We start from the raw sequence: 17636 nt of genomic DNA, 5'->3' as shown, positions 1-17636 counted from the left end.
CATTGTTTTCAAAATATTCTGGCATGATTTTTGCTGTTTAATGTTAAGGAGCAGCTTGATTGCAGCATAGTCAACTTGCGCAGCAGTACAAGGATAGGTTGGATGAAAAACGAAATGGCGTGGGCAACACAAAAAGGTTTTCAAAATGGGTTTACCCTGATTGAGTTGATGATTGTTGTGGTCATCATAGGAATTTTGGCTGCCTTTGGTTTAATTATGTATCAGGATTATGTGGTTCGTACACGCTTGGGAGAAGGGCTGATGCTGGCAAGTACGGCCAAATCGTTGGTAGCAGAGAACGCAGTTAACGGGATTAACCCTTTAGATAGCAGATGGCAGGGGTTTGTTTCGACGAGGAATACCAGCAACATTTCTATTGATGGTCCCACAGGCGTAATCACCATTACCGGTTCAGCCCATGCCCAAAACATTCAATTACTATTGACCCCGACAGGGAATAACGGCCCTTTGGTGGCTGGCGTTATTCCGTATGGGCGTGTCAGTTGGACATGCACTGAAGCCACAGGATCTGTGTCTCAGAATCGGTTACCCTCCGATTGCCGTTAGTCCGTTATGACTTTAAAAGGGGGATCTGTTTTTTTGTTTTATAGCAATTCTGCAATCAGTTCAATCTCCACACAAACGCCCATAGGCAGTTGGGCCACGCCATAGGCGCTGCGGGCATGCTGGCCCTTTTCTCCAAACACTTCTCCCAGCAGTTCCGAGCAGCCGTTGGTTACCAGGTGGTGTTCGGTATAGTCTGGCGCGCTGTTAACGAGGCTGACCACCTTGACGATGCGTTTGATTTTGTTCAGGTCTCCGGTTGCGGCATGCAGGGTTCCGAGCAGTTCAATGGCAACGGCGTGTGCAGCAAGGCGGCCTTCTTCTGTGCTCATGTTTTTACCCAGTTGCCCTACCCACGGTGTACCTTCCTTTTTGGCAATATGGCCGGAAAGGTAAACCTGCTTGCCTGAAACGGCATAGGGGACATACGCAGCTGCCGGTGTCGCAACACCGGGAAGTTTGATGTTCAGTGCATCAAGTTTGTGGTAAACAGACATGTGTTTTCCTTTTTAATAAAAATACGGAGAGAATTGCCCTAAACTTTAACCCATGGAAGCAATTTGTGCAGCATGGCTGGTGGGTATCACATGGCAGTTGGGCCAGGCCCGGTTATGGGGCGCAGAAATTTACCTGGTGCTTTTTCTGGCTGCCGGAGCAGGTCTGGCATGGATGGTTTATGTCTGGCGTCAGAGTCTTTATGTTGTGCAGGGCAGGTACCGGCGCTGGGGTCAGCGTGTGCTGGTTTGGACGTTATTGGTTTGCATGGGGTTTGCCTGGGCTGGCTGGCGGGCAGCACACAAAATGGCAGATGCAATGCTGCCGGGGCTGGAGCGGCAGGATATTCTGGTCGAAGGGGTGGTGGATACGCTGCCGCAATTGCAGTCCGGACGCTGGCGTTTTACGCTGGCGGTTAAAACTGCGGAGTTGAATGGTGAACCGGTTCAATTGCCTGCCAAACTGCAATTAAGCTGGTATTTCAGCGCATCTGCTGTGGATGATGCTAACGATGCCATGCCTGATATCCATGTTGGGCAGCATTGGCGCTTTGAAGTGCGCCTGCGTGCACCCCATGGCAGCATGAACCCGCATGGTTTTGATTATGAGCTGTGGCTGTGGGGGCAGGGCATCGGCGCAGTGGGGTATGTGCGAACCGCTAAAAATGCGGCTACACCTCGGTTGCTGGCTGATGCTCAGGGCTCCTTGGTGGAGCGCTGGCGGGAGCAGGTGCGGAGCAAAATCATGCATACCGTGCCGGATGCGCGGCAGGCAGGCTTGCTTGCTGCGTTAACCTTGGGAGACCAGCGTGCGATTTCCCGGGATGACTGGCAGATATTTCGTACCACTGGCGTAGCCCATCTGGTCAGTATCTCGGGTCTGCACATCACGATGATGGCATGGCTGGCGATGTGCCTGATTAACTGGTTGTGGCGGCGCAGTGTACGTTTGATGTTGTGGCTGCCTGCGCATACGGCTGCTGCCGTAGGCGGGTTGTTGTGTGCAGTCTTGTACGCGTTGTTTGCCGGCTGGGGTATTCCGGCACAGCGCACGGTGCTGATGCTGGCAACGGTGGTGTTGCTGCGTGTTGTCGGAATACGCTGGCCATGGTACACCGTGTGGTGTTTTGCTGCGGCAGTTGTGGTGGCGGCAGATCCTTGGGCGTTATTGCAGGCGGGGTTCTGGCTGTCGTTCATTGCAGTAGGCGTTTTACTGGCACAAGCAACAGATGGTATTGACGGGCAGAAACAGTTGGAGCGAAAGGAGCGCTACCCGCTACCAGACCAGCTTGCCTTGCAACCCTGGTGGCAGCGTTTATGGAAAAGTGTATGGCGAAGTTGCTGGCAGTTGCTGGTGGTGCAATGGCGCATTTCAATTGCACTGGCGCCGCTGACATTGCTGTTGTTTCAGCAGGTTTCCGTGGTGGGGCTGGTCGCCAACCTGTTTGCGATTCCATGGGTTACTTTTGTGATGGTGCCACTGTCGCTGCTGGGCATGGTGTGGCATCCGCTGTGGTTGTTTGCGGCGTGGGCCGCCGATGTATTGCTGGCGGTTTTGCAATGGCTTTCAAACTGGACATGGGCGGTCTGGAGCAGCGCCGTACCGCCATGGCCGGTGGGCGTTGCCGCTGTGCTGGGGGCTGTTGTTCTGGTGTTGCCGGTATGGCGGTGGCGTTACCGGCTGCTTGGCTTATTGATGGTTATTCCTGTATTGGTTTGGCAGCCAACCCGGGTTGCTCAGGGTGAGTTTGAGGTGATTGCGCTGGATGTTGGGCAGGGGAGTGCGGTGCTGGTGCGCACTGCCACACATGACCTGCTATACGATACCGGCCCTAAATATACGGAAGATTCAGATGCCGGATCACTCATGGTGGTGCCCGCTTTGCATGCGCTGGGCGTGCATGTGGACCGTGTGGTGGTCAGTCATGTGGATGCAGATCATGCCGGTGGATTGTATTCGGTTCTGGCGGCGTATCCGCAGGCTGACTTGCTAGCATCCGCACCATCTGGTGACGCAGTCTGGCAATCAACTGCGGCAGATCATATTCCTTGCGTGGCCGGGTTGTCGTGGCAGTGGGATGATGTGCAGTTTACGGTGTTGCATCCCACTGTACAAATGGAAAGCCGGGGCAGTTCCCGGGCGTTGTCAGGTAATGCACAGTCCTGTGTGTTGCGGGTTGCCGCAACCAATTCAGTGGGAAAAGAGGTTGCAGCATTGCTGACAGGAGATATTGAAGCGAAGCAAGAGGGGGAGCTGGTTGCGCGGTCTGCGGATTGTTCTGCACGCATACATTCTACTGGTCCTATTGGCGCAAGTGCGGCAGATTCAGCAGAGCAGCAATGCGGCACCTCACTTCATGCTGACTGGTTGCTGGCACCGCACCATGGCAGTAAAACATCATCTTCAGGGGTATTTTTAGATGCGGTCAATCCGCAATGGGTTGTTGTTCAATCGGGGTATCTGAACCGTTTCGGCCATCCTGATGAAGATGTGCTCAAGCGTTACAGCCAGCGCGGAATTCAGCTTGTGAATACGGTCAGTTGTGGCGCAGCGACCTGGCGCAGTGATGCACTGGAGCAGATGCAATGTGAAAGAATGCAGCGCTCGCGTTACTGGCATCATCAGGTACAGTGAGATTATTGTTTGGCCTTGTTGGCGCTACGTGAAAAAAGCCTGTGCTTATGGGCACAGGCTTTAAAGTGGTTTTATTTGGGTGCACAATTAATTGGTATATGTGCCCTTTAATGATGTAAAACCATCTCAGTTTGCTGCCGAAGGGCGTCCCCGGCCTGATCTGGCGCTGCCAGACCTGCTTTCGGACGAAGACCGGCGCGGTGCACTTCTGTTTGGTGTTGTACTGAAGCCGGATTTGCTGCCCGGGCGCTTTGCGGCTGCGCCGGTACGGTTACCACCGGGTTTTCCGCTGTAATAACCATCAGCACTTTCTCTGCTGTTTCGGCCTGCGCCCGCTGCGCGTTCACCTGTACGGCGTTCCCCGCGCCCTGATTCTCCTGCCGTGCCACCCGTCAGGGCCGACTGTTGTCTGGGGCCTGCAAAACGCGTTTCGGGCCGACGGTCATTGTAGCCGTCTGATGCGCCGGTGCTTCTGCCGCCTCTACTGCCTTTGCCGTCTTTGCGCTGGCTGTCACGGGCCTGCCCACCGCCGGTACGTCCGGCGCGGGTGCCTGCGCCGCTGCGTGGCTGGTTGATCTGCTGACGGGCCGCTTTCACGAATGATGCCGTGGACTGGCGGCTGGGCGCCCTGCCAATACCGCCCCACAGTACCTGCCGGCCCATCACAATGGGCTGTGCAGTTTCCAGCGGGTCGGGCTGGAATCCGTCAATCACAATCTGTTCAACCGGGCGTTTAATCAGTGTTTCAATCTGTTGCATGAACCCGGCCTCGTCTACCGTGACCAGACTGATTGCAACGCCATCAGCGCCCGCGCGGCCTGTACGGCCAATGCGGTGCACATAGTCTTCGCTGACATTAGGCAGCTCATAGTTAACAACGCAGGCCAGCTGGTCAATGTCAATGCCGCGGGCGGCAATGTCGGTGGCGACCATGGCCTGAATCTGGCCGTTCTTAAAGCCTTTTAATGCAGCGGTACGTGCGGCCTGGCTTTTGTTGCCGTGCAGCGCAACGGATTTAATGCCGTTTTTCTCCAGTGCATCAGATACTTTATTGGCGCCAAATTTGGTACGGGTAAAAATCAGCACCTGATACCACTGGTTATCCTGAATCAGCTTGATCAGCAGTTCCAGCTTGCGGCTACGTGCAACCGGGTGTGCAATCTGTTCAATGCGCTCCACCGTGGTGTTGCGCGGGGTGACCTGAATGGTGTGGGGTTCGTGCAGCAGTTGTCCGGCCAGTTCGCGGATTTCTTCGCTGAACGTGGCGGAAAACAGCAGGTTTTGCCGTTCTTTGGGCAACTGCGCCAGAATCTTGCGGATGTCGATGATGAACCCCATGTCCAGCATGCGGTCGGCTTCATCCAGCACCAGGGTGCTGGCCTGAGACAGGTCGACAAACCCCTGCTGGTGCAGGTCGAGCAGACGTCCGGGGGTGGCAATGATGATGTCCACACCGCGTTGCAGGCGCTGGATCTGCGGGTTCATGCTGACGCCGCCAAACATCACCATGGTGCTGAGTTTGAGGTATTTTCCAAACTGGCGGAAAGATTCTTCAATCTGTGCGGCCAGTTCGCGCGTGGGCGCCAGAATCAGCGCACGCGGTATGATGCGGCCTTTTTTGTTTTTGGCCGGGTGTTCCTGCGCCAGCCGGTGCAGAATGGGCAGGGCAAAACCGCCGGTTTTCCCGGTGCCGGTTTGTGCGCCGGCCATCAGGTCAACACCGGACAGTACGACCGGGATGGCTTCCTGCTGAATCGGGGTCGGGGCATCAAAACCTAAATCCTGCACAGCCTTCAGCAAGGCAGGCGCCAATTGTAAATCTTCGAATTTCATAATATTGTTGGAGGTACCGGCGGTTTATGCCAGGTACAAATAAGATCAGCCAGTTTGCAGCCTGATATAAACTGCAATCAGAACCCGAATCAGCAGGCCTTGCGCCTGCTGCATTTGCAAGGGTCTCAGTCTTTGGCGGACGGGGGTTAATTAAGCAGCGCCATGTGGTTCATCTGTTAAGCTTTGCTTTTTCGTGCCACACCATCGCTGTATGCCTGGGCACGACTGAGTGCCACAAACAAGTGCATCATTGTAACGCGTATTGCAAAAAGACGCTGGCAGATAAAATAGGGCGGAATCCTTTTAATTCGCATTTGAGCGAAAATGAGGGCTCCCGGCCCTTTAAGCGTGTTATGGTTTTCTTTTTCAGATGAAAAAAACTGTCCCTCATTCCAATGCACAATCTCCCCGGCGCATACTGGTCAGCGGCGGGGCGGGCTTCATTGGTTCGGCGCTGGTGCGCTATTTGGTGAATGTGCAGCAGCTTGAAGTCATCAATGTCGATGCGCTGACCTATGCCGGAGATTTGTCTGCGCTGTCGGCTGTGGAAGAAAGTTCCCGGCATTTGTTTTGCCGGCAGGACATCCGGGATGCGGATGCGCTGGCACAGTTATTCATGAAGGCACAGCCGCAGGCGGTTATGCATCTGGCTGCTGAAACGCATGTGGATCGTTCGATTGATGCGCCTGAAGTTTTTGTGCAGACCAATGTACTGGGCACGCTGAACATGCTGGAAGCCGCGCGGGCCTACTGGCAGCAGTTACCGGCAGCGCAACAGGCGCAGTTCCGGTTTTTGCATGTGTCTACCGATGAGGTGTATGGCGATCTGGCGGCAGGGGCTGAGCCTGCAGATGAACAGACTCCTTATGCGCCGAGCTCTCCCTATGCGGCATCCAAGGCCGGGGCCGATCATCTGGTGCGTGCCTGGTACCGGACGTATGGGCTGCCGGTACTGCTGACACATTGCTGCAATAACTATGGCGCTTATCAGTATCCTGAAAAGCTGATTCCGCACATGATCCTGAATGCATTGGCGGGCCAGCCACTGCCGGTATATGGCGATGGTTTGCAGCAGCGACAATGGCTGTTTGTCGACGACCATGTGCGCGCTTTGTGGCGGGTATTATGCGCCGGCCGTGTGGGGGAGAGTTATCACATCAGTGTGTCGGAAACAATGAGCAATCTGGATGTGGTTCGGCAGATCTGTCATGTGCTGGAGGCACTGGTGCCTGTGCATCCACAGGTGGTCAAATCTTATGCGTCATTGATCAGCCATGTGCCGGACCGCCCCGGCCATGACAGGCATTACGCGCTCAACAGCGAAAAAATCCGTTGCGAACTGGGCTGGCTGCCGCAGGTGAGCCTGGAACAAGGGCTCAGGCAGACGGTTGCATGGTATGTGCAAAATCGCTCATGGTGGCAGCAGGTGCTGGCGCGCGGCTATGCTTTGCAGCGGCAGGGGCTGGCTGCTTGTGGAGGTGGGGTATGAATATGCCGCTTAACCCAGGCGTTAAAGGTGTGGTGGTGGCTGGTGGTACCGGTTCGCGCCTGTATCCGGCCACATTGGGGGTGTGCAAGCAACTGCTGCCGGTTTATGACAAGCCGATGATTTATTATCCATTGTCTGTTTTGATGCTGGCCGGGATCCGCGATGTACTGATCATTACCACGCCTGATGATCAGGCAGCTTTTGAGCGCATGCTGGGGAATGGTTCACAACTGGGTATCCGGATCAGTTATGCGCAGCAGCAGGCGCCGCAGGGTGTGGCGCAGGCTTTGCTGGTGGCAGCGCCTTTTGTACAGGGTCACCCGGTTTGTCTGGTGCTGGGCGATAACCTGTTTTACGGGCAGGGGTTCAGCGGCATGTTGCAACAGGCTGTAAGGCAGCCTGCCGGGGCCACGGTGTTTGCTTATCCGGTGAACGATGTTAGGCAGTTTGGTTCGGTGCTGCTGGATGATGCCGGCCGGGTGTTAAGCATTGAAGAAAAGCCACAGCACCTTGCCGCGGGCTATGCACTGACCGGGTTGTATTTTCTGGATAAGCAGGCCGTGGATATGGCGGCCACACTCAGCCCTTCGCCACGTGGCGAGCTTGAAATTATCGACGTGTTAAAAATCTATCTGCAACAGCAGCAGTTGCAGGTACAGCGGCTGGGCCGTGGTTTTGCATGGCTGGATATGGGCACATGCGATGCGGTGCTGGACGCCGCGCATTTTGTGCAGACGCTGGAAAAGCGCCAGGGGTTCAAGGTGGCCTGTCTGGAGGAAATTGCCTGGCACCAGGGCTGGCTGGACAGCAGCCAATTACGGCAGGCGGCAAAGCGCATGGGGGCAAACGCTTATGGCGCCTATCTTTCACGGCTGTTGCAGCACAGTGAAGCGGATGGCGCATCACCAACAGGCGGGGCAGACAGATGAATGTGATTGAAACCCAACTGCCAGGTGTTGTGCTGCTGGAATTGCAGCGGCATGAGGATGCACGCGGTGAATTAACAGAACTGTTTCATGCACCGCGCTATGTGCAGGCAGGCATCACGCTGCCTTTTGTGCAGGATAACTGGTCACACTCCCGCAAAGGGGTGCTCAGAGGATTGCACCTGCAACAGCGTTATCCGCAGGGCAAGCTGGTGACGGTGTTGCAGGGCCATATTTGGGATGTTGTGGTGGATATGAACCCTGCCTCTCCCACTTTTGCGCAGCATGTTGCGGTGGATCTGTATGCGCCCGATACTCCCGAAAAACCCTGGCGACAATTGTGGGTGCCGCCGGGTTATGCACATGGCTTTTGTGTGCTGAGCAGCAGTGCCGATGTGCTGTATAAATGCACCGATGTGTACCACCCGCAGGACGAAGGCGGGGTGTTGTGGTCTGACCTGCAGCTTGACATTGCATGGCCGATCAAGCAACCTCTGGTGTCCGAGCGGGACCAGCACTTGCCTACAGTGCAGGCGTGGCTGGATCGCCAGCCCAGACCATGAGCCATATTCAAAACGCCACTGCCCTGCGCGTACTGCTGACCGGTGCCGGTGGGCAGGTGGGGCAGGTGTTGCAGCGGGGAATGCCGGCAGGGGTGGAACTGTATGCGGCCAATCATCACATGCTGGATATCACGCAGCCTCAGCAGGTACAGTCGGCTTTTGCGTTATTTCAACCCGACCTGCTGATCAACGCTGCTGCGTATACACAGGTGGATCTGGCGCAGACAGAGCCGGCAAAAGCGTTTGCCGTGAACCGTGATGCGGTTGCGCATCTGGCACAGGTTGCGCAGGCAGCACATGTGCCGGTGCTTCATCTGTCTACCGATTATGTGTTTGATGGCAGTGCGAAGGCCCCGTATACAGAGGCTGATGCAACGATTCCGTTGAATGTGTACGGCAGCAGCAAGCTGGCTGGCGAGCAGTGTCTACTGGAGATGCATTCGCGCGCGCTGGTGCTGCGGACCAGTTCTGTTTTCAGCGCGACACATGCTAATTTTGTCACGCGCATTGTGCAGCTGGCGCAGACAAAATCTGAACTCCATGTGACAGACGGGCAGATCAGTTGTCCGACACCAGCCAGTGCATTGGCTGAAACGTTGTGGGCTCTGGTGCGGCGATACTGGCAAAACGGCGATTTACCCTGGGGTGTGCTGCATTATGCCGGGGCACCGGCGTGCAGCCGCTATGCATGGGCGTGTGAAATCATCGCAGCGGCACAGCAGCATGGCATATTGCCCCATGCCGTACAGGTGCTGCCAACACAGGCCGGTTCAACTAACGGGGCATTGCCAGGGCACGCTATGAGGCCAGCCTACAGTGCACTGGACTGCGGGCGCATTCAAACCCTGCTGGGAATTAAACCGCCTTCATGGGCGCAGGCATTGCATTGCATGTGGCAAAGATGAACTCCGAAATGTGAATACACCCCGGCGTTCATGGAGAGATGGTGTCAGTGTGTCAGTAACCTACGGTAAAACGCTGGCGCGTGTGTTGCGGTTTTTCCAGTTCATCGGCCATGGCAATCGCGTAATCTTCCATAGAGATCCAGCTTTTCCCCTGGCTGTCGACCAGCAACTGGTTGTGTCCCAGGCGGAAGTGACCGGTTTGCTGGCCCGGCATGAATTCTGCCGACGGGGATAGAAAGGTCCAGTCAACTTCCTGTTCCTGCTGCAAGCGTGCTAAGAAAATAGTGCCGGCACTGGCTTCCGGCTTGTAGCTGTCGGGAAAGTCCGGCGTATCCAGCACGCGTTTGCCGGGTGCTACCTCCAGGCTGCCGGCACCGCCCACGACAAGCAGGCGAGCAATGCCGGCAGCCTTGACCAATGCCAGTACATCATCGGCGGTGGGGCCATCTGAAAACCGCGCTGCGCTGATCAAGGCGTCGCAGCCCTTGATCTGAGGTGCCAGAGGCTGCGCCTGTTTGCCATCCCCGGCTACCAGCGTGAGTTTTTTCTGCGGTGAGATATCGTCAATGCGGCGTGCCACGCCAACAACAGCGTGTCCACGGCGCAGCAATTCGTGTGCAATGCGGGAGCCCACGCGCCCGCTGATGCCAATAAGGGCAACTTTCATTTCTTTTCCTTTCCTGTCTTGGAGTCAGTTTGTGGTTTTGGGGAGTGCGCAGCCATCAATCGGGCAGGCTGTCTGTGCCGGGCTGGTTTCGTCCAGTTCGATGATGTCGTGCCCCTGTTCATGCAGCAATGTCTGCAGGTGTTTTTTCCATTCCTGCGGCCGGCCCAGGAATGAGCCCAGGTCGACGACCGCCCAGTCGGCATCCGGTGTTTCCAGCGCCAGTGTGGGAAAGCCCTGTCCTCCCACCTTGAACAACAGCGCGCGGCTTTGTTCAATATGGTCCTGTGTTTCATTACCTGCCAACTGCTGATAGGCAGCGGTAAACTGCTGCGCATTCAGCCCGATGTCCTGTGCCAGTTGGGTAAGCACATGCTCTTTGGAAATGTGCTGTCCTTCCACGTACAGCGCTTTTTGCTCCCGGTGCAGCATATCCAGCCCGTAACCGCCAAGCGCCTGGGCCGCCAGCATGGCAGTCGTCGGTTGCATCGAGTTCAAAACCGCTTCGGAGTCGTGCAGCAGTCCGTTATAGTAAGCGTCGCCAAAAGGCTGACCGGTGATTTTGGCTATGCGCTGGTCGTGCTGCATCACATAAGCGCGAAACTGCGGGCTGATATGTACCACGTTGGTTCCGGTCAGCATGCCGCCACCGTGCAGCGTCAACTCAACGTGCGGCATGCTTTGTGCAATATCCAGCAATGGTGCGGCAGCGTAGCACCAGCCGCAGTAGGGGTCAATGATGGCGTGCAGTCTCAGGTCAGAAGGTGTTTGTGCTGTCATACGGGTGTTTCCTCCGGCGTTAAATGAATCCATTTGTTATATGCTGAATTGCTTTGACATGTTGCTTGAAAGCTTTTTCTTTGACCAGCTAGTGGCCCTGGTTTTATCGTGAAGAGCCATGAATTTATGCTTGATTTAAATGATGCCTTGATCTTATATTGCATAAATCGATCAGTAAATGGCAAAATAGACAATAAATTGTTTCACTATTCGATCAAATAAATACATGGACCGCGTTACTGCCGCACGGGTTTTTGTCGAAATTGTTGAGCGGGGCGGATTAAGCCCGGCTGCCGCCAGCCTGGAAATGTCTCGACCCATGGTGACGCGCTACCTGGCCGCCATGGAGCACTGGGCAGGTACCCGTTTGCTGCATCGGACCACGCGACAGATCAGCCTGACAGAAGCCGGCAGCCAGGCTCTGCAGGATTGCCGGCAGTTATTGGATGTGGCGCAAAGGTTTCCGATTGCGTCGGCACGCTCGGTGCAGGGGCTGATCCGTGTCAGTTGCGCGCATGTGTTTTCGCAATATATCCTGGCGCCGGCATTGAGCCGTTTTCTGGCGCAGTATCCGCAGGTGACGGTTGACTTGCAGGTCAGCGATCAGGCGGTTAATCTGGTGGCCAACCGGATTGATCTGGCGATCCGGTCAACCAACCACCCTGATCCGCAACTGGTCGCCAGGCCCCTGGGGCAATGTGTTTCGGTGTTGTGCGCGGCCCCGGCTTATCTGGAAAAGCATGGTGAGCCCAAACAGGTGGAAGACCTGATGCTGCATAACTGCCTGACGCACCATTATTTCAGCAAAAGCCTGTGGGCATTTCAGGCGCGGAAAAACCAGCCACCGAAAAGTGTGCCGGTGAATGGTTCGATGAGTGCCAGTGAGTCAACGGTTTTGCTTGCTGCTGCTTTACAGGGCGCCGGGATTACCATGCAGCCGGTGTTTGCGGTGCTGCCGTATCTGCAAACCGGGCAACTGGTGGAGGTACTGGGGCACGAGCATGTGCAGGATCTGGCGATTTATGGGCTGTATGCATCACACCAGGGCATGACGCCGCTGCTGCGCACGCTGCTGGATTTTTTAGTGCACTGGTTCAGCCAGCAGGACCCTGCTGGCGGAATCAGGCCGTTTCATCAATGATGGTGTTTATCGGCATGTTTGAGCGCATGCGGAATTTTAATGCTGCGTAAAATGGTTGCCAGTAAACCGGAGAGGACAACCAGTGCCATGCCGATCCAGGTGAGCTGGTCGGGCCAGCCGGTGCCCAGTATCCAGTCAAACAGAATCACAAACACCAGCCCCAGGTACTGCAGGCTGGCGTTGACCAGTGCATTGCCCTGTGTATAAGCACGGGTCAGCAGCAACTGTGCTGCCATGGCGGTCACGCCAACGGGAATCATCCAGGCAATGCCGGGCCAGGAAAATTCGGAAAACCCGTTGGGGTTGAACAGCGTGCATACCAGCCCGAAGATAGCGCCAAACAGGCAGAAGTAAAAGACGGTGCGGTATTCCGGCTCGCCCATACGGCCCAGCGCTGCCACCTGCAGGTAGGCCAGTGCCGCAAAAACGCTGGACAGCAGCACCACCAGGCTGGCCCACAGTTCAAAACTGTCTCCGGTGGGGCGCAGAATCAGCACAATGCCGCCAAAGCCGACCACAATGGTAAGCAGCAGTTTAAAGTCCGGTTTGCCTTTGCCAGTGATCATGGCCGAGGCGATGATGAACAGCGCCATCCAGATGGAGGACATGTAACTCAGGGTGGTGGCGGTGGCCAGCGGCAGGATCGCGATACCGTAAAACCAGCAGGTCATCGACATGGTGCCGATGAAGGAGCGCCACATCTGCATGCCCAGATAGGGCGTTTTCATGGCGGTGATGCCGTGCCCGTGTGCAATCTGCTGGTAGATCAGCAGACATGCCACACCGATAAAACCGCGAAATGAAATGATCTCAAAATTGCTGTAATAGCGTGAAGCCATTTTCACGCACAGCACCATGACAGAAAATAAGAACACCGACATGATCATCAGGAACGCCGGGCTTCGAATGATGCCGATCAGCAGATTCGGGCTGTCAGTGGCAGCTGCTTGCTCTGATGCTGTCGGGAGCACCGTATTGTCATTGGCCGCGCTGGCCTGCGGGGTGCTGGCTGAGTCTGGGAGGCCGTGGGACGAGGCTGGTAGGTCAGCCTCCGGATCGCTGGCGGCATTGCTGTTTTCTGCCGTCGCAATGGATGCATCGACTGATGCATCCACCGTGTTGCTGGAAATGTGTTGGTTCATTCTGCCGCCAGTCTGGGAGTCTGCTGTTGTGCCGGCTCTTTCATGATTTTGCGATACCACAGATGGAACTGTTCCATGCCATTTTCCATCGGGTTCTGGTAAGGGCCTACTTCACTGACGCCGCGCTCCATCAGTGCACGGCGGCCAATGTCCATGCGCTCGCCGATTTCATCGTCTTCGATGCATGTTTCCATATAAGCCGCGCGTTCGGCTTCAATAAAGTCACGCTCAAAAGCGGCGATTTCTTCCGGGTAGTAGAACTCCACGGTGTTGAGGGTTTTCTGCGTACCCATTGGGTACAGGTTGGAAACCACCAGCACATGCGGGTACCATTCGATCATCAGCGTTGGGTAGTACAGCAGCCAGATAGCCCCATGGGGTGGGACTTCAGGCAAGCCGGCGTTGCGGCGGTAGTTGCGTACCACTTCCTGCCACTTTTTGTAGACAGCAGAGCCGGATTTGGTCAGCCCGTTGGCAATACCCACGCGCTGCACCGAATATTCTTCACCATACTCCCAGGTCAGGTCGTCACAGGTGACGAAATTGCCCAGGCCCGGGTGAAACGGCCCGACATGGTAGTCTTCCAGGTAGACTTCAATAAAGGTTTTCCAGTTGTAGTTGCAGACGTGCTGTTCCACATGGTCCAGCACATAGCCGGAGAAGTCCAGGTCGGCGCGTGGGCCGAGCTTTTCAAAGTCTTTGGAAATGTTGCGGCCATGGTTTTCAAACAGCAGGCCATTCCACTCACTGACCGGGAAACGCTGCAGGTTCATGCAGGGGTTCTGGTCAAAGTGCGGTGCACCAATCAACTGCCCATCGGTTTTGTAGGTCCAGCGGTGCAGCGGGCAGACAATGTTTTCACCAGTGGTGCCGCGGCCCCTGAGCATGATGGCCTGGCGATGCCGGCAGACGTTGGAAATCAGTTCAATGCCATTTTTGTTGTGAACCAGCGCCCGGCCTTCGTTTTCCTGCGGCAATGCATAATAATTTCCTACCTCCGGAACGGCAAGGCGGTGTCCCAGGTACAGCGGTGTGTGCTGAAAGATAAGCTCCATTTCTTTTTGATAGAGTTCTTCGCTGAAGTAACTGGAAACTGGCAGCTGCGGGCCAGGGCCGTCTTGATGGAGATAAGTTTTCAGATCCGACATGATTCCTGAGGTATCCCTTTAAAAAAGACATCAGGCTACCGGCCGATATGGCGTAGCGTGGGTGGCTAAAGAGAGCCGTACTCCTGTTGATGTAGGGTGAGGCGAATGATAAAAATACCCTGACTTCTATCTAGAGCATAAGTAGGTAGCAGACAGGGGCATATGGCAAAAGCGCCATACTCCTTATTTTACCCCGATCTTGCTGGTATTCGCCCATCATAAGGGTAAAATGTGGAAAGTTTGAAGAAAATCTGAATCATATAGGTAACAGTATCATGGCATCTCCCCGCAAAGCGGCCGCGCGGCCGGTTCCGGATAATTTTGAAAATGCGCTGGATGAGCTTGAGCAACTGGTGGCGCGCATGGAATCAGGCGAGCTGGCACTGGATGCGCTGCTGGAAAATTACCAGCGCGGTGCGCAACTGATTTCTTTTTGCCGTGACAAGCTCAAAACGGTTGAACAGCAGGTGCAGGTGCTCGAAGGCGGTGAGTTGAAGCCGCTCATCTCCGGGGATGCACAGTGAGTGGTGTTCAGACGCCATATGCTGTAAACGCCGAAGGTCAGCAGCAGACCTTTGACTATGAGCGCTGGGCAGCGCAGCAGCTTGAACGGATTGAGGCAGCGCTTGACCAGCATGTCAGCGCCAGCGCGCCGGCAGAGCTGGGGCAGGCGATGCGTTATGCAGCCTTGAATGGGGGCAAGCGGTTGCGCCCGCTGCTGGTGCTGGCAACCGCGCAGGCGGTGGGGGCTCAGGAAACGCCGGCAGCGCTCAGAGCGGCCTGCGCCGTTGAGCTGATTCATGCCTATTCGCTGGTGCATGATGATTTGCCCTGCATGGATAATGATGTGCTGCGCCGCGGGCAGCCTACCGTGCATGTGAAGTTTGGTGAGGCGCTGGCATTGTTGGCCGGCGATGCGTTGCAGGCACTGGCTTTTGAGGTGCTGACCCCGGCCGATGAAACACAGCTTCCGCTGGTGGCTCAGGCGCGGCTGGTGGCCGTATTGGCGCGTGCGGCAGGTGCCATGGGCATGGCTGGCGGGCAGGCGATTGATCTCACGCACGTCGGGCTGAGTATGGATGAGCAGCACCTGCAGGAGATGCATCAGCTCAAGACCGGTGCATTGCTCAGCGGTTGCATATCGCTGGGAATGGCATGCAGTACACAAAGCGTCAGCCGGCAGGCACGCGATGCGCTGAACACATATGGGCATGCGCTGGGGCTGGCGTTTCAGGTGGTTGATGATATTTTGGACGCAACAGCCGAGAGTGCGGTGATTGGTAAAACGGCCGGTAAAGATGCGCAGGCAGGCAAACCGACTTATGTATCGTTACTGGGATTGGCTGCGGCCAGGCAGCGGGCGCAGGCGCTGTATACGCAGGCCAGGCAGGCACTGTTGCACAGCGGGCTGACGCAGATTGCCCCGTTGCAGGCATTGGCCGACAAAATGGTGGCCAGGAGTTATTAGTGTGAGTGACTTATTGAATCAAATCCAAAGCCCGGCCGATTTACGCCAGCTCAGTTTAGAGCAGTTGCCCCAGGTGGCAGATGAGTTAAGGGCTTATGTGCTGGAAAGCGTGGCACAGACCGGCGGGCATCTTTCGTCCAACCTGGGCACCATTGAACTGACGGTTGCGTTGCACTATGTGTTCAATACGCCTGAAGACCGGCTGGTGTGGGATGTTGGCCACCAGACATATGCCCACAAGGTTCTGACCGGGCGGCGCGACCGCATGCCAACGCTGCGGCAATACCAGGGGATGAGCGGTTTTCCCAAACGGGATGAAAGTGAGTATGACACATTCGGTGTGGGGCACTCCTCCACATCGGTGTCGGCTGCGCTGGGCATGGCGCTGGCAGCACGCCAGAAGGGTGAGCGCCGGCATACGGTGGCGATCATTGGTGATGGCTCCATGAGTGCCGGCATGGCATTTGAGGCCATGAACAATGCCGGCGTCAGCGATGCTGATCTGCTGGTGATTCTCAATGACAATGAGATGTCCATTTCTCCGCCAGTGGGGGCTCTGAACCGGCATCTGGCCAAGCTGATCAGTATCTACAATACCGCTAAAGATACCGCGAAAAGCGTCTTGGGGCCGATGCCTGTGCTGCTGGAAATGGTCAAGCGTCTGGAGGAGCATGCCAAAGGCGTGCTGGTGCCCGGAACCCTGTTTGAAGAACTCGGGTTTAACTATGTGGGGCCGATTGATGGGCACGATCTGGAGTCTTTGGTACATGCGCTGGAGCGCATCCGCAATGCCAAAGGGCCGCAGTTTCTGCATGTGATCACCAAAAAAGGCTGTGGTTATAAACTGGCCGAAGCAGACCCCATTGCCTACCATGGGCCGGGCAAGTTTGACGTGGCCAAAGGCCTGCAAAAAGGGCCTGCATCCAGCGGCAAAACATTCACGCAGATATTTGGCGACTGGGTTTGCGACATGGCCGAGCAGGATGAACGGCTGGTTGCCATTACACCGGCCATGCGGGAAGGTTCTGGCCTGGTGGAATTTGAGCGCCGCTTTCCGCGCCGTTATTATGATGTTGGTATTGCAGAGCAGCATGCGGTGACTTTTGCAGCCGGTTTGGCATGTGAAGGGCTTAAGCCGGTGGTTGCGATTTATTCCACATTTTTGCAGCGGGCCTATGACCAGTTGATTCACGATGTAGCTTTGCAGAATCTGCCGGTGGTGTTTGCGGTGGATCGGGCCGGCATTGTGGGGGCCGATGGCGCCACACACATGGGTTTGTTTGATATTGCCTATCTGCGCTGCATTCCCAATATGGGCATACTGACGCCGGCGGATGAAAATGAATGCCGCCGTTTGTTGAGTACGGCATATGCGCAGCCCGGCCCGGTGGCGGTGCGTTATCCGCGTGGCAATGGCGCAGGCGTGGCAATCGAGCCGGGGTTGGAGCCGCTGCCGTATGGCAAAGGTGAAATCCGGCGCGAGGGGAAGAACGTGGCGATTCTGGCATTTGGTACGTTGCTGTACCCGGCGCTGGAGGCCGCGGAGCAACTGGATGCAACGGTTGTGAACATGCGCAGCGTTAAACCATTGGATATCGAATTGCTGGAGCAGATTGCGCGCGCGCATGAAACGATTGTGACCATTGAAGAAGGCTGTATTGCGGGTGGTGCCGGCAGTGCTGTGATGGAGGCATTGCAGCGGCTTAAGCTGGCGCGCCCTGTGCTGCAATTGGGTCTGCCGGACCAGTTTATTGAGCATGGAGATTCTCAAAAATTGAAAAATATGCATGGCCTGGATGCGGCTGGAATTGCCAGGTCGGTTCAGGCATTTCTGGCCTGAATGCGGCGCATGTAGGCTGGGTAAATTGCTGTGTTGACAGGAGG

16 protein-coding genes are annotated in these 17636 nt (G+C 55.9%); 10 read left to right on the top strand and 6 right to left on the bottom strand.

Translation table 11 applies throughout. The annotated features are described in order from the left end of the window. Positions 1 to 102 precede the first annotated feature (102 nt). The gene (locus tag CUZ56_RS11040) at positions 103 to 567 is read left to right on the top strand and encodes a pilin (RefSeq protein ID WP_275427140.1); all 465 of its coding nucleotides are present in this window, start codon (positions 103 to 105) and stop codon (positions 565 to 567) included. Positions 568 to 605: 38 nt separating this feature from the next. Here CUZ56_RS11040 and CUZ56_RS11035 read toward each other — a convergent pair whose 3' ends face one another. Further along, positions 606 to 1061 (bottom strand): RidA family protein, encoded by a 456-nt coding sequence (locus CUZ56_RS11035; RefSeq protein ID WP_126980450.1) that lies wholly within the window; start codon positions 1059 to 1061, stop codon positions 606 to 608. Positions 1062 to 1113: 52 nt separating this feature from the next. Here CUZ56_RS11035 and CUZ56_RS11030 point away from each other — a divergent pair, with 52 nt between their 5' ends. Then, entirely contained in the window at positions 1114 to 3693 is a 2580-nt protein-coding gene (locus CUZ56_RS11030) for a DNA internalization-related competence protein ComEC/Rec2 (RefSeq protein ID WP_126980449.1), read from the top strand. 126 nt (positions 3694 to 3819) lie between these two features. Here the strand turns inward: CUZ56_RS11030 and CUZ56_RS11025 are convergent, their stop codons facing one another. Continuing rightward, on the bottom strand, positions 3820 to 5526 hold the full coding sequence (locus CUZ56_RS11025) for a DEAD/DEAH box helicase (RefSeq protein ID WP_126980448.1): 1707 nt from the start codon (positions 5524 to 5526) through the stop codon (positions 3820 to 3822). Between the two features lie 370 nt (positions 5527 to 5896). Between CUZ56_RS11025 and rfbB the strand changes: the two genes are divergently transcribed. Genes rfbB through rfbD form a run of 4 tightly spaced genes read left to right on the top strand, consistent with a single transcriptional unit; the run spans position 5897 to position 9409 of the window. Next, entirely contained in the window at positions 5897 to 7015 is a 1119-nt protein-coding gene (rfbB, locus tag CUZ56_RS11020; RefSeq protein WP_126980447.1) for a dTDP-glucose 4,6-dehydratase, read from the top strand. Next, positions 7012 to 7944 (top strand): glucose-1-phosphate thymidylyltransferase RfbA, encoded by a 933-nt coding sequence (gene rfbA, locus CUZ56_RS11015; protein WP_239442416.1) that lies wholly within the window; start codon positions 7012 to 7014, stop codon positions 7942 to 7944. Before rfbB ends, rfbA begins: the two co-directional genes overlap by 4 nt. Next, complete coding sequence (gene rfbC / locus CUZ56_RS11010; RefSeq protein WP_126980446.1) at positions 7941 to 8504, top strand: dTDP-4-dehydrorhamnose 3,5-epimerase; 564 nt, start codon at positions 7941 to 7943, stop codon at positions 8502 to 8504. The genes rfbA and rfbC overlap by 4 nt, the downstream gene beginning before the upstream one ends. Further along, on the top strand, positions 8501 to 9409 hold the full coding sequence (gene rfbD, locus CUZ56_RS11005) for a dTDP-4-dehydrorhamnose reductase (RefSeq protein WP_162615327.1): 909 nt from the start codon (positions 8501 to 8503) through the stop codon (positions 9407 to 9409). The genes rfbC and rfbD overlap by 4 nt, the downstream gene beginning before the upstream one ends. 52 nt (positions 9410 to 9461) lie before the next feature. Here rfbD and CUZ56_RS11000 read toward each other — a convergent pair whose 3' ends face one another. Then, positions 9462 to 10076: an NAD(P)-dependent oxidoreductase gene (locus tag CUZ56_RS11000; protein ID WP_126980444.1), complete on the bottom strand. Its 615-nt coding sequence runs from the start codon at positions 10074 to 10076 to the stop codon at positions 9462 to 9464. 24 nt (positions 10077 to 10100) lie between these two features. Further along, positions 10101 to 10853: a DsbA family protein gene (locus CUZ56_RS10995; protein ID WP_126980443.1), complete on the bottom strand. Its 753-nt coding sequence runs from the start codon at positions 10851 to 10853 to the stop codon at positions 10101 to 10103. Positions 10854 to 11079: 226 nt separating this feature from the next. Between CUZ56_RS10995 and CUZ56_RS10990 the strand changes: the two genes are divergently transcribed. Then, positions 11080 to 11994, top strand: a complete 915-nt coding sequence (locus CUZ56_RS10990) for a LysR family transcriptional regulator (RefSeq protein WP_126980442.1) — start codon at positions 11080 to 11082, stop codon at positions 11992 to 11994. Here CUZ56_RS10990 and CUZ56_RS10985 read toward each other — a convergent pair. Both CUZ56_RS10985 and CUZ56_RS10980 read right to left on the bottom strand, forming a co-directional pair. After that, positions 11988 to 13136 carry a DMT family transporter gene (locus CUZ56_RS10985; RefSeq protein WP_126980441.1) on the bottom strand — a complete coding sequence of 383 codons (1149 nt, stop codon included), beginning with the start codon at positions 13134 to 13136 and terminating at the stop codon, positions 11988 to 11990. The genes CUZ56_RS10990 and CUZ56_RS10985 overlap by 7 nt on opposite strands. After that, positions 13133 to 14284 (bottom strand): aromatic ring-hydroxylating oxygenase subunit alpha, encoded by a 1152-nt coding sequence (locus CUZ56_RS10980; protein ID WP_126980440.1) that lies wholly within the window; start codon positions 14282 to 14284, stop codon positions 13133 to 13135. The genes CUZ56_RS10985 and CUZ56_RS10980 overlap by 4 nt, the downstream gene beginning before the upstream one ends. Before the next feature lie 275 nt (positions 14285 to 14559). On the opposite strand from CUZ56_RS10980, the gene CUZ56_RS10975 reads away from it, so the two are divergent. Genes CUZ56_RS10975 through dxs form a run of 3 tightly spaced genes read left to right on the top strand, consistent with a single transcriptional unit; the run spans position 14560 to position 17592 of the window. After that, positions 14560 to 14808 carry an exodeoxyribonuclease VII small subunit gene (locus tag CUZ56_RS10975; RefSeq protein WP_126980439.1) on the top strand — a complete coding sequence of 83 codons (249 nt, stop codon included), beginning with the start codon at positions 14560 to 14562 and terminating at the stop codon, positions 14806 to 14808. Continuing rightward, positions 14805 to 15752 carry a polyprenyl synthetase family protein gene (locus CUZ56_RS10970; RefSeq protein ID WP_404948040.1) on the top strand — a complete coding sequence of 316 codons (948 nt, stop codon included), beginning with the start codon at positions 14805 to 14807 and terminating at the stop codon, positions 15750 to 15752. Before CUZ56_RS10975 ends, CUZ56_RS10970 begins: the two co-directional genes overlap by 4 nt. Position 15753: 1 nt before the next feature. Then, positions 15754 to 17592: a 1-deoxy-D-xylulose-5-phosphate synthase gene (gene dxs / locus CUZ56_RS10965; protein WP_126980438.1), complete on the top strand. Its 1839-nt coding sequence runs from the start codon at positions 15754 to 15756 to the stop codon at positions 17590 to 17592. The last annotated feature ends 44 nt before the right edge of the window (positions 17593 to 17636 follow it).

Origin of the sequence: Saezia sanguinis, from assembly GCF_003991585.1 — a bacterium.
GTDB classification, from domain to species: domain Bacteria; phylum Pseudomonadota; class Gammaproteobacteria; order Burkholderiales; family Burkholderiaceae_C; genus Saezia; species Saezia sanguinis.
The sequence above is the reverse complement of the archived record's forward strand: the minus strand, read 5'-3'. Positions and strand labels throughout refer to the sequence as shown.

Coding starts and splice junctions, on each gene's coding strand:
- CUZ56_RS11040 (WP_275427140.1), top strand. CDS start 103: ATGAAAAACGAAATGGCGTGGGCAACACAAAAAGGTTTTCAAAATGGG.
- CUZ56_RS11035 (WP_126980450.1), bottom strand. CDS start 1,061: ATGTCTGTTTACCACAAACTTGATGCACTGAACATCAAACTTCCCGGT.
- CUZ56_RS11030 (WP_126980449.1), top strand. CDS start 1,114: ATGGAAGCAATTTGTGCAGCATGGCTGGTGGGTATCACATGGCAGTTG.
- CUZ56_RS11025 (WP_126980448.1), bottom strand. CDS start 5,526: ATGAAATTCGAAGATTTACAATTGGCGCCTGCCTTGCTGAAGGCTGTG.
- rfbB (WP_126980447.1), top strand. CDS start 5,897: ATGAAAAAAACTGTCCCTCATTCCAATGCACAATCTCCCCGGCGCATA.
- rfbA (WP_239442416.1), top strand. CDS start 7,012: ATGAATATGCCGCTTAACCCAGGCGTTAAAGGTGTGGTGGTGGCTGGT.
- rfbC (WP_126980446.1), top strand. CDS start 7,941: ATGAATGTGATTGAAACCCAACTGCCAGGTGTTGTGCTGCTGGAATTG.
- rfbD (WP_162615327.1), top strand. CDS start 8,501: ATGAGCCATATTCAAAACGCCACTGCCCTGCGCGTACTGCTGACCGGT.
- CUZ56_RS11000 (WP_126980444.1), bottom strand. CDS start 10,076: ATGAAAGTTGCCCTTATTGGCATCAGCGGGCGCGTGGGCTCCCGCATT.
- CUZ56_RS10995 (WP_126980443.1), bottom strand. CDS start 10,853: ATGACAGCACAAACACCTTCTGACCTGAGACTGCACGCCATCATTGAC.
- CUZ56_RS10990 (WP_126980442.1), top strand. CDS start 11,080: ATGGACCGCGTTACTGCCGCACGGGTTTTTGTCGAAATTGTTGAGCGG.
- CUZ56_RS10985 (WP_126980441.1), bottom strand. CDS start 13,136: ATGAACCAACACATTTCCAGCAACACGGTGGATGCATCAGTCGATGCA.
- CUZ56_RS10980 (WP_126980440.1), bottom strand. CDS start 14,284: ATGTCGGATCTGAAAACTTATCTCCATCAAGACGGCCCTGGCCCGCAG.
- CUZ56_RS10975 (WP_126980439.1), top strand. CDS start 14,560: ATGGCATCTCCCCGCAAAGCGGCCGCGCGGCCGGTTCCGGATAATTTT.